Annotated in this window: 14 protein-coding genes; 7 read left to right on the top strand and 7 right to left on the bottom strand. The window is 65.8% G+C overall.

Translation table 11 applies throughout. The annotated features are described in order from the left end of the window. Nucleotide 1: 1 nt before the first annotated feature. The 3 genes from NFH98_RS13555 (at nt 2) to NFH98_RS13545 (ending at nt 3,559) form a co-directional block, all read left to right on the top strand. On the top strand, nt 2-1,462 hold the full coding sequence (locus tag NFH98_RS13555) for an N-acyl-D-amino-acid deacylase family protein (RefSeq protein ID WP_348826763.1): 1,461 nt from the start codon (nt 2-4) through the stop codon (nt 1,460-1,462). A gap of 39 nt (nt 1,463-1,501) precedes the next feature. Then, nucleotides 1,502-1,894: a RidA family protein gene (locus NFH98_RS13550; protein ID WP_045995074.1), complete on the top strand. Its 393-nt coding sequence runs from the start codon at nt 1,502-1,504 to the stop codon at nt 1,892-1,894. Nucleotides 1,895-2,068: 174 nt separating this feature from the next. Then, nucleotides 2,069-3,559: a sodium:solute symporter family protein gene (locus NFH98_RS13545; protein WP_348826762.1), complete on the top strand. Its 1,491-nt coding sequence runs from the start codon at nt 2,069-2,071 to the stop codon at nt 3,557-3,559. Nucleotides 3,560-3,655: 96 nt separating this feature from the next. Here the strand turns inward: NFH98_RS13545 and NFH98_RS13540 are convergent, their stop codons facing one another. Beyond that, complete coding sequence (locus NFH98_RS13540; protein WP_349622867.1) at nt 3,656-4,261, bottom strand: cytochrome b/b6 domain-containing protein; 606 nt, start codon at nt 4,259-4,261, stop codon at nt 3,656-3,658. A 125-nt stretch (nt 4,262-4,386) separates the two neighbouring features. On the opposite strand from NFH98_RS13540, the gene NFH98_RS13535 reads away from it, so the two are divergent. Then, on the top strand, nt 4,387-4,776 hold the full coding sequence (locus NFH98_RS13535) for an MAPEG family protein (RefSeq protein ID WP_349622866.1): 390 nt from the start codon (nt 4,387-4,389) through the stop codon (nt 4,774-4,776). A 76-nt stretch (nt 4,777-4,852) separates the two neighbouring features. Here the strand turns inward: NFH98_RS13535 and NFH98_RS13530 are convergent, their stop codons facing one another. Further along, entirely contained in the window at nt 4,853-5,437 is a 585-nt protein-coding gene (locus NFH98_RS13530) for an NADPH-dependent FMN reductase (protein ID WP_287165142.1), read from the bottom strand. Between the two features lie 147 nt (nt 5,438-5,584). Here NFH98_RS13530 and NFH98_RS13525 point away from each other — a divergent pair, with 147 nt between their 5' ends. Then, nucleotides 5,585-5,923, top strand: a complete 339-nt coding sequence (locus NFH98_RS13525) for a hypothetical protein (RefSeq protein WP_349622865.1) — start codon at nt 5,585-5,587, stop codon at nt 5,921-5,923. A 27-nt stretch (nt 5,924-5,950) separates the two neighbouring features. On the opposite strand, the gene NFH98_RS13520 is transcribed toward NFH98_RS13525, so the two are convergent. From NFH98_RS13520 to NFH98_RS13510, 3 genes are all read right to left on the bottom strand, one after another. Next, nucleotides 5,951-6,889: a pirin family protein gene (locus NFH98_RS13520; RefSeq protein ID WP_349622864.1), complete on the bottom strand. Its 939-nt coding sequence runs from the start codon at nt 6,887-6,889 to the stop codon at nt 5,951-5,953. A gap of 101 nt (nt 6,890-6,990) precedes the next feature. After that, nucleotides 6,991-7,614 (bottom strand): isochorismate family cysteine hydrolase YcaC, encoded by a 624-nt coding sequence (ycaC, locus tag NFH98_RS13515; RefSeq protein WP_108133309.1) that lies wholly within the window; start codon nt 7,612-7,614, stop codon nt 6,991-6,993. 146 nt (nt 7,615-7,760) lie between these two features. Further along, complete coding sequence (locus tag NFH98_RS13510; protein WP_213228783.1) at nt 7,761-8,630, bottom strand: pirin family protein; 870 nt, start codon at nt 8,628-8,630, stop codon at nt 7,761-7,763. A 152-nt stretch (nt 8,631-8,782) separates the two neighbouring features. On the opposite strand from NFH98_RS13510, the gene NFH98_RS13505 reads away from it, so the two are divergent. Then, a complete protein-coding gene (locus NFH98_RS13505; RefSeq protein ID WP_108133311.1) occupies nt 8,783-9,700 on the top strand; it encodes a LysR substrate-binding domain-containing protein in 918 nt (305 codons plus the stop codon). 143 nt (nt 9,701-9,843) lie between these two features. On the opposite strand, the gene NFH98_RS13500 is transcribed toward NFH98_RS13505, so the two are convergent. Continuing rightward, complete coding sequence (locus tag NFH98_RS13500) at nt 9,844-11,352, bottom strand: alanine/glycine:cation symporter family protein (protein ID WP_045995065.1); 1,509 nt, start codon at nt 11,350-11,352, stop codon at nt 9,844-9,846. A 216-nt stretch (nt 11,353-11,568) separates the two neighbouring features. Then, the gene (locus NFH98_RS13495; protein WP_222517210.1) at nt 11,569-11,907 is read right to left on the bottom strand and encodes a ribbon-helix-helix domain-containing protein; all 339 of its coding nucleotides are present in this window, start codon (nt 11,905-11,907) and stop codon (nt 11,569-11,571) included. A gap of 213 nt (nt 11,908-12,120) precedes the next feature. Here NFH98_RS13495 and NFH98_RS13490 point away from each other — a divergent pair, with 213 nt between their 5' ends. Then, entirely contained in the window at nt 12,121-12,687 is a 567-nt protein-coding gene (locus NFH98_RS13490; RefSeq protein WP_222517211.1) for a tat (twin-arginine translocation) pathway signal sequence, read from the top strand. Nucleotides 12,688-12,712 lie beyond the last annotated feature (25 nt).

The raw sequence follows: 12,712 nt of genomic DNA, 5'->3' as shown, positions 1-12,712 counted from the left end.
CATGCACCATGACCTCTTGATTCGTCGCGCCACGCTGCTGGATGGCACCGGCGCAGATCCTCGTATCGCGGATGTCGCGGTCAAGGGGGATCGTATCGTGGCGGTGGGGGATCTCGCCGGGCACGAGGCCAGCGAGGTGGTGCAGGCCGAGGGGCTGGTGCTGACCCCGGGATTCATCGACGTTCACACCCACGACGACACCAATGTGGTGCGCACCCCCGAGATGCTGCCGAAGCTGAGCCAGGGGGTGACCACGGTGGTGGTCGGCAACTGCGGCATCAGCGCCTCGCCGGTCAGGCTGCGCGGCAGCGAGGTGCCCGATCCGATGAACCTGCTGGGCGACGCCGAGGATTTCGCCTACCCCAGCTTCTCCGCCTACGCCGATGCCGTGGCGACGGCCTGCCCGGCGGTCAATGTGGCGGCGCTGGTGGGGCATACCAGCCTGCGCTCACTGGTGATGGATGACTTCGAGCGCCCGGCCCGCGATGACGAGATCGCCGCCATGCGCCTTGCTCTGGAACAGGCGCTGGCCGAGGGGGCCATCGGCATGAGTACCGGGCTTGCCTATCGCAACGCCCGTCAGGCGCCAAGCGCCGAGGTCGGTGCCCTGGTGCGCGCGGTCAGCGAGGCGGGCGGCATCTACACCACCCACCTGCGTGACGAGTTCGCCGGACAGGCCGAGGCGATGGACGAGGCCTTTGCCACCGCCGCCGAGGCCCGTGCACCGCTGGTGATCTCGCACCTGAAGTGCGCCGGTGCCGGTAACTGGGGCCAGGCGCCACGGGCCCTGGCGCAGTTGACCGAGGCCGCCAGCCGCCAGCGTGTCCACTGCGACTGCTACCCCTATACCGCCGGTTCCTCGACCCTGGATCTGGGGCAGGTCACCGACGAGATCGACATCACCATCACCTGGTCGAAGCCGCATCCGGAGCAGGCGCGTCGGCCGCTGGCCGACATCGCCGCCGACTGGGGGCTGTCACTGATGGACGCGGCCAGGCGCCTGCAGCCCGCCGGCGCGGTCTATCACAACATGAGCGAGGACGACATGCGCCAGGTGCTGGCGCACCCCTTGACCATGGTCGGCTCCGACGGCCTACCCAATGACCCGCATCCGCACCCGCGCCTGTGGGGCGCCTTTCCCCGCGTGCTGGCCCACTACAGCCGCGACCTGGCACTGATGCCGCCGGCCGAGGCGGTACGCAAGATGACCGGTCTTTCCGCCGCCACCTTTGGCCTGGAAGACCGCGGTGTGATTCGTCCAGGCGCCTTCGCCGATCTGGTCCTTCTGGATCTCGAGCGCCTGGAAGATAGCGCCACCTATGACCAGCCGAAGACGCCCGCCAGCGGCATCCTTCGGGTGCTGGTCAACGGCACGACGGCCTACGCCAACGGTCAGGCGTCGGGCCAACGATCCGGGCGCATGTTGCGCCGAAGCGTGCGCCTTGCGGCCACGCCACTCTAGCCACGTTTATTGCATCAGTATTTTTCAGGAGACATTGACATGACGATCAAGCGTTATGGCGCCGAAGGCGGCGTCGGTACCGGCGGCCAGAAACTTCCCTTCTCCCGCGCTGTGGAAGCCGGCGGCTGGCTGAAGGTGTCCGGTCAGACCCCGATGACCGATGGAGAAGTGGTGGAAGGCGGCATCGTCGAGCAGAGCCGACTGGCCTTCGAGAATGCCCTGACCATCGCCCGCGAGGCGGGCTACGACATCGAGGACGTGGTCCACGTCACCGCCGTGCTGACTGACTCGCGCTACTTCCAGTCGTTCAACAAGGTGTTCGCCGAGTACTTCAAGGATCACCCGCCGGCGCGCATCTGCAGCGTTCAGGATCTGGTGGTGGACTGCAAGGTCGAGGTGGACCTGACCTGCTACCGCGCCGACCGCGCTTAAACCAGGGATATTGCGTCGAGCGGCAACTCGACCGGGGCAGGGATGCCCGCATCGTAGCGACAGGAAGGCGCCGGATCCCGGCAAGGACCCGACGCCAGGCACAGCAAACGTTCACGTTCACGTTCACTGTCTCGATCGCGGCAACGACCGAGACGACAAGTATAAGAGGTCTGTATGAACAGTCATCTTTTCCTTGCTACCTTTTGCGTCTACATCGTCCTGATGATCGGCTTCGGCTGGTGGATGTCGCGGAACGATCGCGGCACCGGCGATGACTTTCTCCTTGGCGGGCGCAGCGTACCGATATTCCTGACCATCGGTACCACCGTGGCCACCATGGTGGGAACAGGTTCCAGCATGGGGGCGGTGGGCTTCGGCTACGCCAACGGCTGGGGCGGCGCACTCTATGGTCTGGGTGGTTCGATCGGGGTGCTGCTGCTGGCGCTGTGTTTCGCCGGTGTGCGCCGCTACCGCTTCATGACCATGAGCGAAGAGTTGTCGTTCTACGTCGGGGCCAACCGCCTGGTGCGCAATGTCGTGGCATTGTTCATCTACGTTGCCTGCATCGGCTGGCTCGGCGCCCATATCCTCGGCGGCGGCCTGTATCTGGCCTGGATGGCGGATATCCCCGCCTGGCAGGCCAAGATGGTGGTGGCCCTGGGCTTCGGTGTCTACTGCGTCATCGGCGGCTATATGGCGGTGGTCTGGACCGACACCGTGCAGGCCATCGTGCTGTTCGTCGGCTTCTTTTTGATGGCGGCGGTGGCCGTGGTCGAGGTCGGCGGCTTCTCCGAGATGACCGCCTCCATGGACGCCGCGGCGACCAGCTTTCTGGCCATCGACAAGGTCGGCCTGGTGCCCGCCCTGTCGCTGATCACGGTGATCGCCGTCGGCGTGCTGGCGACCCCGTCCTTCCGCCAGCGCATCTACTCCGGCGCCTCGGTGGGCTCGGTACGCCGCTCCTTCCTGGTGACCGGCTGCCTTTACATGCTGTTCTCCATCGTGCCGGCGATCATCGGCATGGCGACCTACGCCCTCAACCCCGACCTGGAAAACAGCAACTTCGCCTTCCCGTATCTGGCCACCGAGGTGCTGCCGCTGTGGCTGGGCCTGCTGCTGCTGGTGGCCGGTCTATCGGCGACCATGTCCAGCGCCAGCAGTGACGCCATCGCCGGTGTCACCACCCTGATCCGCGATCTCTACGTGCTGGTCAAGGGCCGCGCGCCGTCGGCCAAGAGCGTGGTCATGCTGTCGCGGTTCGGCCTGGTCGGCACCATCAGTCTGGCGCTGGCCTTCGCCCTGACCTCCGACAACGTGATCGCTTACATCACCAAGATGGTGGCGACCGTGCTGGCGGGCATGTTCGTGTGCGGCGTGCTGGGACGCTTCTGGTCGCGCTACAACTGGCAGGGCGCGATTGCCTCGCTGGTGGTGGCGTCCGCCACCTCGCTGACGGTCATCTCGGTGGAGAGCTGGAGTGACTACTGGGGCAACCCGAGCATCCCGGCGGTGGGCCTGGCCATGGCCGCCGGTATTGTGGTCAGTCTGTTGACCCCGGCTTCCGAGCTCAGCGAAGACCAGGCACTCGAGCTGATCACAGAAGAGCGCGAGCGCATGGAGGCGGTGCCTGACGTGCCGCTGCGCAAGGGGCCCGCCAAGGCCTGAAGACCGCTCTCCAGGCCGAAGCACAAAAGCCCGCGCAGGTGACTGCGCGGGCTTCTTCGCATGTCTGCCGCGGTTGCGAGGAGCATGGGGCATCGCTCAACGGCGCAGCGACCATATTCGGCCAAGGGCGCCGTCCTTTAATACCAGATGGTGAAACAGGGCCGCCGTGATGTGGCCACCGAGCAAAAAGGGCAGCAGCAGATCGGCGCCCCAGTCCCGATGAAAGCGGCCAAATGGCTCCATCAGGGTGATCAGCGGTACTTCGAACAAGGCTGCGAGCGACGCCGCCAATGGCAGGCGCTGAAACGAGGGCAGTGTCCACTGGCCCAGCACCCTGAGGTCGAAGCCGGTACCGATATAGGCCGCCACGGGCAGCGCCAGGAGCACAGCGAGCAGGCCACGGTGGGCGAGGCGAGTCACCCGTGGCAGACCCAGGGGTGGCGGCTGCGGCAGCCACAGGTGGGCCACCAGCAGCCCGAGCGACAGCACCACACTCAAAAGCCCCAGGTTGACGTGGACCACCAGCAGGTACCAGTTGGCAGACTCGAGCTGGGTGGTCGCCCACTTGCGCCCATAGGCAGTGAGGTAGAGAAGACCGATGGTGAACGCCAGCGAGGCGTGCAGGGCGCGGCTGGTCACGGCATGACGGGCAGGGTGGACATCGGGGGCGTGGGTGACGTCGTGGGCTCGGCTCGCTGGCATGAAGGAAACCTCGGGGATGCGGTATTGCCCGGTGTCAGGCAACTACCGCCATGCTGACGCCTGGCCCTTCGCCTGTCAGCCATTCCCTGTGCCATGCTGGGGACAATTCGCCCTCGGAGCCTCCCATGTCGATCTTTCTCGTCACCCTCTTTGTTGCCTCCCTGCTGCCGATCCTGCTGGCCTGGATCGGCGCCGCCTGGCGTGTGCGCCAGTTCGGCCACCTGGACAATCGCCACCCGCGTGCCCAGCAGGCGCGTCTTGAAGGCGTCGGTGCGCGGCTGCAGGCGGCCCAGTCCAACGCTTGGGAGGCGCTGATCATCTACGCCACCACCGCGGTGGTGGCGATCGGCGCCGGGGTGGAGCTTGAAAGCCTAGACGTGCCGGCGCTGGTCTTTCTCGCCTCACGTCTGCTCCACCCGTTGGCCTACGCCCTGAACTGGCAGTGGACCCGCTCCATCGTCTTCGCCGTCGGCATGCTGGCGTGTCTGACGATCATGATCGGGGCGCTGTGGTAGCCGCCCCGAAACGGGACCGGTGGCGGGCGGTCGTCCGCCGGCATTCAGCCCTTTGACCGTCAGGGGCCGACGGCCGTCATTGTGACGACCGCGCCAGGGTGGTGACCAGGCGCTGGCAAATGTTGTCCAGCGCCTTGGCCTTGCCTTCGTCGGCCAGGCTGCCGTCTTCATGGAAGGCGCTGCCGGCGCCGCCCACGGCAAGCTGGTCCGGCAGTACCGTGACGCCGATATTGCTCAAGAGCTGACGCAGCAGCGGCAGGGCGCGTAGCCCGCCCAGCCCGCCGGGTGAGGCGCCGACGATGGCCGCCACCTTGTTTTGGTAGGGCTCGAGGGCGCCCAGGTCGCCGTCGGGGCGCGAGACCCAGTCGATGGTGTTCTTCAGAAGCGGTGTGATGAAGCCGTTGTACTCAGGGGAGGCGATGGCGAGGCCCTGATGCTCCATGAACATCCGCTTGAGGCGGCTGGCGTGCTCGGGAAGACCCTCGCCGGCCTCCAGGTCGCCGTCGTAGATCGGCATGGGAAAGTCGCGCAGGTCGACGAAGGTGGCCTGTCCGCCAAGCTCGTCGATGCGTTGTGCCATCAGCTTGGCCAGACGCTTGTTGAAGGAATCTTCCCGGGCGCTGCCGGCAAAGACCAGGATACGGGGACGGGTGTCGCTCATGGGGTTCTCCTGCGGGATGAACGGAAACACAAAAGGGCAAGGCATGGACCAATAGCCAATGGAGCACGCTCTGTCAGCCATTGCCAGCGCCGATCTTGTGCATTCATCCTGCAACATATCGCATCAAGATGGCAGAAGGAGGTCGATGTGAAGTACCCCACAACGCCGGATGGGCGCTACTTTGTTGCCCGCAATCGCCTCTGGCGCTGCACCGATCCCGGCCTGGACGAGGACACGCGCAAGCGCCACGTCAAGGCGCTGATGGCGGCCCGACGCGCGGTCAAGGAGGCCAACAAGGTCGACGATGACGACGCGCTCAAGGCCGCGCGCCGCCAGGTCCAGGCGGCCAAGGAGGCGCTGGGCGAGCGTGGCCCGGTGTGGTGGTCCGACGGCGCCGAGGATGAGTCCGGACGCGCGCCCCACAACAGCTCCTACGCCGACTGGTGGGCCAGCCATAACGCGAAAGCGGACAAGGCGTCTGGATGAATGCCTTGCGTGTCAGCGAGGCGGCCTTCAGGAAGACCAGGGCAGCGGTGGCGCCTCCAGGCGTGCTCCCTGCCACTGGGGGATGTCACCAAAGCGCTCGCTGGCGGCTTCCCAGTCGTGCTGGGCATGGATGATCGCTTCCCGCGAATGGCCAACGAAGTTCCACCAGATCAGGATCTCGTCCTGCATCGGCTCGCCGCCGATCAACAGGATCCGGCTGCCCGCCGACAGCGACATCTCGAGGCTGTCTCGTCCACGCCCCAGATACCCCAGCTCGTCCACCGTGAAGGCCTCGTCATCGAGCTCGAGGCCGCCTTCCAGCACCAGCACGCCGTATTCGAAGTCGGGACACAGGGGCACCGCCAGCTTCGCGGCGTCACTGGCCTGAACGTCGAGTCCCACCAGCGGCGAAAAGCTCAGGGTGGGGGCGTGGTGGCCTTCGGCTTCACCGATCAGCAGGGTGAAGTCGGCGCCATCGCGGTGCCAGTGCGGTAGCTCGGCGTAGTGATCAAAGCGTGGCGCGGTGTCGGCCTTGTCCCGGGGCAGGGCGATCCATAGCTGGGCGGCGTGCAGGCTGTCGGTTTCGGCCAGGCTCTCTTCGGTATGGCTGATGCCGTGGCCGGCGGTCATCAGGTTGACCTCACCCGGTCGGATGACCTGGTCGCTGCCCAGGCTATCCCGGTGGTGGACCTCGCCGGAGAGCATCCAGGTGAAGGTCTGCAGGCTGGTGTGGGGGTGGGGGCCGACCCGCATGGCCTGTCCCTCGCGCAGGATGCTGGGGCCGGCGTGGTCGAGAAAGCACCAGGCGCCGATCAGGCGGCGCTCGCGGGTGGGCAGCACGCGGTGGATCGGCAGGCCGCCGACGTCGGCCTCCCGGGAACCGATACGCTGGATGCAGTGACGGCCATCGACGACCGGGCAGTCCCGGGACGAGGAGGGGCGATGGGGCGTTTCGTGCAGGCTCATGGTGGCCTCCTGGGCGGTCATGGCTAGACCTGGTATGGCTGTACCTGGGTGGGATCGACGGAAAGGGCAAGGCCTGGGCGCAGGGCGCCCAAGCCTTGAGGTCACCCTTGGGTCTGTTGGGAATAGCTCTGCATCAGGTTGGCGTAGGCCGGCAGGTGGGACGCCAGCAGGCCGCCGAAGCCTTCGATGTCGTTGCGCCAGTCGCGGTGCAGTTCGCAGCCCACCCCGAACCAGGTCATCAACTGGGCGCCGGCCTGGCTCATGCGATCCCAGGCGGCCTCGCGGGTCACCGGGTTGAAGGTGCCCGAGGCGTCGGTGACGACGAAGACGTCGTAGCCGGCCTCGATGGCCGACAGCGCGGGGAAGGCCACGCACACCTCGGTGACCACCCCGGCGATCAGCAACTGCTTGCGCCCGGTCTTCTCGATGGCGGCGACGAACTCCTCGTTGTCCCAGGCGTTGATCTGGCCGGGGCGGGCGATGTAGGGCGCGGTGGGGAACATCTCCTTGAGTTCGGGGACCATGGGACCGTTGGGTCCGTCCTCGAAGCTGGTGGTCAGGATGGTCGGCAGCTCGAAGAACCTGGCGATATCGGCCAGGGCCAACACGTTGTTCTTGAAGGCGTCGGCGTCGAAGTCTCGTGCTACCGACAAGAGGCCGGCCTGGTGGTCGACCAGCAGCACGGTGACGTCATTCTTGTCGAGACGAACATAGGGGCGAGTCATGGCGATTTCCTGGAGTCAGGGGAAGCCTTCCCTGGAAGAGGTCTCCGGCATCCAGCCTGGAGGTACAGCCCCCGGCGGCGGCTGCCGTCGGGGTTTTTCGCAAGGCGTCGCAGGGCGATAGGAGCAGGTGCCTGGGCGCCGTGGGCTCAGGTACTGAGGCGGCCAAACCGGCCACGTCGAAAGGCGTCGATGGAGGCGTGGATCTCGGCCTCGCTGTTCATCACGAAGGGGCCATGACCCACCACCGGCTCGTCGATCGGTTCACCGGTCAGCACCAGCAGCCGGGCGGCGGTGTTGGCGGCCAGGGCCAGTGTCTCGCCATCGCGGGACAGCTCTACCACGCTGCCACCGCGCACGACCTCCCGATCCTGTACCAGCAGGGTGCCGTCGAGCACTACCAGAAGGCTAGTGTGCCCGTTGGGTAGCGACAAGGTCGTTTCAGCGTCCTCGTTCAATGCCAGTTCCCAGGCGTTGATCGGGGTAAAGGTCCGCGCCGGGCCGCGTGCATCCAGGTACTCGCCGGCCACCACCCTGAGCTGGCCCGCCTCGCCCGGTAGTGTCACCACCGGGATCTCGTCACGGGTCAGGTTCTGGTAGGCCGCCGGGGTCGTCTTGTGGCGCGCCGGCAGATTGACCCATAGCTGGACCATCTCCAGGTCGCCGCCCTGGCGAGTGAAGTCCTCGGAGTGAAACTCCTCGTGGAGGATGCCGTCGCCGGCGGTCATCCACTGAACGTCGCCCGGGCCGATGGTGCCGCCGCCGCCGGAGGAATCGCGGTGGCTGACCTCGCCTCGATGCACGAAGGTCACCGTCTCGAAGCCCCGATGGGGGTGTACGCCAACGCCACGCTTTTGCTCGCTGGGCGCGAAGTGGTGAGGCCCGGCGTGGTCCAGCAGCAGGAAGGGGCTGATGCGCTCGGCGCCAAGGCGGTCGTAGCTGAGCAGCGAGCGCACCGGGAAGCCGTCGCCCACCCAGTGACCGCGAGGGGCAGCGTGTACGGCGTTGATGGTCTTCATGGGACACCTCCTGTCATGGAAGGATCGCTGGCGATCCGCAATGGTGACAGCATAGAATCGAGACGATGGAGGCGGTAGTAGGCAAAATTCGGACGCATCGTTGCATATGTGGAACGATGGTGCGCTCAATCACCCTCGACAGGACCCGAGCCGTGCAGGATCTCAACGACTTCTTCTATTTCGTCAAGGTGGTGGACCACGGCGGTTTTGCTCCGGCGGGCCGCGCCCTGGGGCTGCCCAAGTCACGGCTCAGCCGACGTATCGCGGCGCTGGAGGCACGCCTCGATACCCGCCTGATTCAGCGTTCCACCCGTCAGTTTGTGGTCACGGAACTGGGCCAGGCCTTCTATCAGCATTGCCAGGCCATGCTGTGGCAGGCCGAGGCGGCGGTGGAGGTGGTCGAGCGCCACCAGGCCGAACCGCGCGGGCGCATTCGCCTGAGCTGTCCGCCGAGCCTTCTCGCCACCTTGTTCACGCCGCTGTTTTCCGAGTTCCTGCGTCGCTGTCCCCGCATCGACCTGGACGTGGTGGCGACCAGTCGCCGAGTCGATGTGGTGCGAGAAGGCTTCGATCTGGCGATCCGGGTACGCTATCCGCCGCTGGAAGACAGCGAACTGGTGATGCGCAGGCTGTCGCGCAGCCCCCAGCGGCTGCTGGCATCACCGGATCTGGTGGCGCGCCTGGGGATGCCGGAAGCGCCGCAAGCCTTGAGCGATTGGCCCAGTCTCGACTTCGAGGAACCGGACCGGCGCCATCGCTGGCGCCTGGACGGTCCCGGCGGCGAGGAGCGAATCATCGAGCATCGGCCTCGGCTGGTGACCGACGACGTGGGGCTCTTGCACCGGGCGGTGCTCGATGGCCAGGGGGTGGCACGCTTGCCGTTGGTGGCCGCGGGCGCCGATCTGTGCGCCGGGCGTCTGGTGGACGTGGTGCCGGGCTGGGAGCCTCGGGCCGGACTGATCCACGCGGTCTACCCCAGCCGCCGCGGACAGTTACCGTCGGTACGGGCACTGCTCGACTTTCTCGACGGTGCCCTGGACGAGGACGACGCGCCGCTGCCCAGGGCGTAGTGACGATCGGGGCGCAACGGTGCCGGGCCTGACGAGACGGCCCGTGTCCGGCCGTCGGAAACGACAACGCCACGGCATGGGCCGTGGCGTTGTTGGCGCTGGGGCTTGAGCGGCCCCTGCTGTCCTGCTTGTTCAACCCCTGGTCAGGCGTCCTTTCCGCTGCCCTTGGGCGCCTCAGAGGAGGAGGCCTGCGAGGCCTTGTTGCTCAGGCTCGGCCAGGCGCTCGGGTCCACCTTGCCCTTGAGCTTGGGGAACTCGTCCGGGTTGAAGGTCGGCTCCTGGCCGGCCTTGAGCTGACGCTCGTAGTCGCGGAACAGGGCGAAGGCCAGCGGCGAGAGCAGCAGGATGGCGGTCAGGTTGATCAGTGCCATCATGCCCATGGACAGGTCGGCGAAGTTCCAGATGGTGCCGAGCTGGGCGATCGAGCCGATCATGATCATCGCCAGCACCGCCAGGCGATAGATGAACACCGCGCCCGCAGAGCGACGCGAGCCCGCCAGGTACTCGATGTTGGATTCACCGTAGGAGTAGTTGGCGATCAGCGAGGTGAAGGCGAACAGCAGAATGGCGATGGCCACGAACATGCCGCCCCAGTCACCGACGTGCTCGGACAGCGCGACCTGGGTCAGCTGGATGCCGTTGGGTGCGTCGCCGCTCTGCAGCGCCGGCTCCGACAGGATGATCACCGCGGCGGTGGCGGTACAGATCACCAGGGTGTCGAAGAACACGCCGAGCATCTGGATAAAGCCCTGGGCCGCCGGATGGTTCGGTCGGGTGCTGGCGGTGGCGGCCACGTTGGGGGCGGAACCCATGCCGGCCTCGTTGGAGAACAGGCCGCGCTTGATGCCCTGCATCATGGCCTGGGCCACGGCGTAGCCGACGGCACCGCCGGCGGCTTCTTCAAGGCCAAAGGCACTGTTGAAGATCAACGCGATGGCGCTCGGCAGCTCATCGATATTCAGCGCCACCACCACCAGAGCGAGGATCAGGTAGAGCAGTGCCATCAGCGGCACGATCAGCTCCGCCACCTTGGCGATGGAGCGCAGGCCGCCGAAGATGATCGGGGTAACCCCCACCAGCAGGGCGATGCCGACGATCCAGGTCGGGATGTTGAATGCCTGCTCCATGGCCTGGGCGATGGAGTTGGCCTGGACGCTGTTGAAGGCGAGGCCGAAGGCGATGATCAGACAGATCGAGAAGGCGATGGCCATCCAGCGCTGACCGAGCCCGCGCTCGATGTAGCGGGCCGGGCCGCCGCGGAAGGTCTTGTCGCCGTGGTCGACCTTGTAGGCCTGGGCCAGGGTGGACTCGACGAAGCTGGTGGCCATGCCGACCAGCGCGGTCATCCACATCCAGAAGATGGCGCCGGGGCCGCCCAGATAGATGGCCACGGCGACACCCGCCAGATTGCCGGTACCCACGCGGGCCGCCAGGCTGGTGGACAGGGCCTGGAAGGAGGAAATGCCCTCGCCGCCATCACGGGATCCCTTGAGCAGGGCGAACATATGGCCGAAGAAGCGGAACTGGATGCCGCGGGTCATGACGGTGAAGTAGAGACCGGCGCCGATCAACAGGTAAACGAGCAGTTTACCCCAGATCAGGCCGTTGCCGACGGAGACGGCATCGTTGAACCAGGTGGCGATGGAATCCATGTCAAATTGTCCATTGGGTAGGAATGCGGAGGCCATTCTTCACGAATTGCCGCGTATGACAAGGAGCGTAGAGAAAAGATTGAGATAAGGCGTAGTTTTCGAGAAAAAAGATATAGACTTTAGTCGCATCAAGAAGGGTGCTGTTCTCAATGGCACCTCAGGCCAGACATGTGAGGCCGAACGAGGTGTCGGTGAGCCCCTTTACCCGGCGCCGTTTCAGTTTATGCCCAGCGATGCCCGAGACAGGCGCTCGACAGCGGGTTGGGCGGCATTCTGTTGGGCGGCATTCCCCTGGATGGCATTCTGCTGGTGGATGGCGCAGGCCACCCGCAACAGCGATGCCAGGTTAGGCACCTCACCACGGATCTCGATCACCTCCTGATGGAGCTCGCTGATGAACTGAACCGTGGTCAGGTTCTGGCCGGCGGCGATCTCGTTGAGGATATCCCAGAACTCGTTTTCCAGTCTGACGCTGGTCACCGAGCCCTGCAGGCGGATGGAACGGGTGGTGCACTCGTACTTGGCAGGGTCGGTGGAGGCGTACATATGGCACATGGCGTGGTCCTCTCGCTGGCGTCCGGTCGTTATCGATGATGCCGTCTTCTGACCCTGCCTGGCTCTTGCGTCAAGGAGCATTAGACCATGGTCGACGTAGTACCCCAGTGTTACCCGCCGTAGGCGGAGGCGACATAGGCTTTGGAGAGACGCAGTGTCGCATGTGGCGCCTGTCGAATCTGAATTCTACGGCCTGGGGCAAGGAGTCCTGCTATGAAGGGTAGCGCTTTTTCTCGTCGTGTCTTTCTCAAGGCCAGCGGTGGTGTGCTGATGGGCACACTGGCGATGGCCTCCGGTCCCATCGCCCTGCTGGCGCCCAGTCGTAGCTGGGCCATGTCCCTTGAAACCCTGACCAGTCGCCAGGGCCAGGTGCTGCTGGCGATGACGCGTCACATCTTCCCTCACCCAGACCTTGAAGACGCGGTCTACGCCCTGGTGGTCAAGAGTCTGGACACCAAGGCCGCCGATCCCCAGGTCGCGGCGCTGGTGGCTGAAGGTATCGATGCACTCGATCGCGAGGCGGGGGGGGACTGGCTATCGCTGACGTCGAGCGAACGTCTGACCTTGCTGGAAGCTCGGGCCGGCTCGCCATTCTTCGAACTGGTACGCGGTGACGCCGTGGTCTCGCTCTATGACAACGATCTGGCCTACGCCCACTTCGGCTACGAGGGTGAGGCGGGCAATCCCGGCTACCTGACCAAGGGCTTCAATGATCTGGACTGGCTGCCGGATCCGCCCCGGCCCGAGGGCGGCTACCTGCCCCACGAAGTCCCGGGCTGACCGTCCCATCGGCGCCGGGTGAGGC

Source organism: Halomonas sp. H33-56, assembly GCF_040147035.1.
In the GTDB taxonomy this organism is placed as follows: Bacteria; Pseudomonadota; Gammaproteobacteria; order Pseudomonadales; family Halomonadaceae; genus Halomonas; species Halomonas litopenaei.
This window is presented reverse-complemented; position numbering and strand designations above follow the sequence as displayed.

Excerpts from the sequence above, each read along its gene's own strand:
- NFH98_RS13490 (WP_222517211.1), top strand. The coding sequence starts at position 12,121 with ATGAAGGGTAGCGCTTTTTCTCGTCGTGTCTTTCTCAAGGCCAGCGGT.
- ycaC (WP_108133309.1), bottom strand. The coding sequence starts at position 7,614 with ATGACTCGCCCCTATGTTCGTCTCGACAAGAATGACGTCACCGTGCTG.
- NFH98_RS13520 (WP_349622864.1), bottom strand. The coding sequence starts at position 6,889 with ATGAGCCTGCACGAAACGCCCCATCGCCCCTCCTCGTCCCGGGACTGC.
- NFH98_RS13555 (WP_348826763.1), top strand. The coding sequence starts at position 2 with ATGCACCATGACCTCTTGATTCGTCGCGCCACGCTGCTGGATGGCACC.
- NFH98_RS13495 (WP_222517210.1), bottom strand. The coding sequence starts at position 11,907 with ATGTGCCATATGTACGCCTCCACCGACCCTGCCAAGTACGAGTGCACC.
- NFH98_RS13540 (WP_349622867.1), bottom strand. The coding sequence starts at position 4,261 with ATGCCAGCGAGCCGAGCCCACGACGTCACCCACGCCCCCGATGTCCAC.
- NFH98_RS13510 (WP_213228783.1), bottom strand. The coding sequence starts at position 8,630 with ATGAAGACCATCAACGCCGTACACGCTGCCCCTCGCGGTCACTGGGTG.
- NFH98_RS13550 (WP_045995074.1), top strand. The coding sequence starts at position 1,502 with ATGACGATCAAGCGTTATGGCGCCGAAGGCGGCGTCGGTACCGGCGGC.
- NFH98_RS13500 (WP_045995065.1), bottom strand. The coding sequence starts at position 11,352 with ATGGATTCCATCGCCACCTGGTTCAACGATGCCGTCTCCGTCGGCAAC.
- NFH98_RS13535 (WP_349622866.1), top strand. The coding sequence starts at position 4,387 with ATGTCGATCTTTCTCGTCACCCTCTTTGTTGCCTCCCTGCTGCCGATC.
- NFH98_RS13530 (WP_287165142.1), bottom strand. The coding sequence starts at position 5,437 with ATGAGCGACACCCGTCCCCGTATCCTGGTCTTTGCCGGCAGCGCCCGG.
- NFH98_RS13545 (WP_348826762.1), top strand. The coding sequence starts at position 2,069 with ATGAACAGTCATCTTTTCCTTGCTACCTTTTGCGTCTACATCGTCCTG.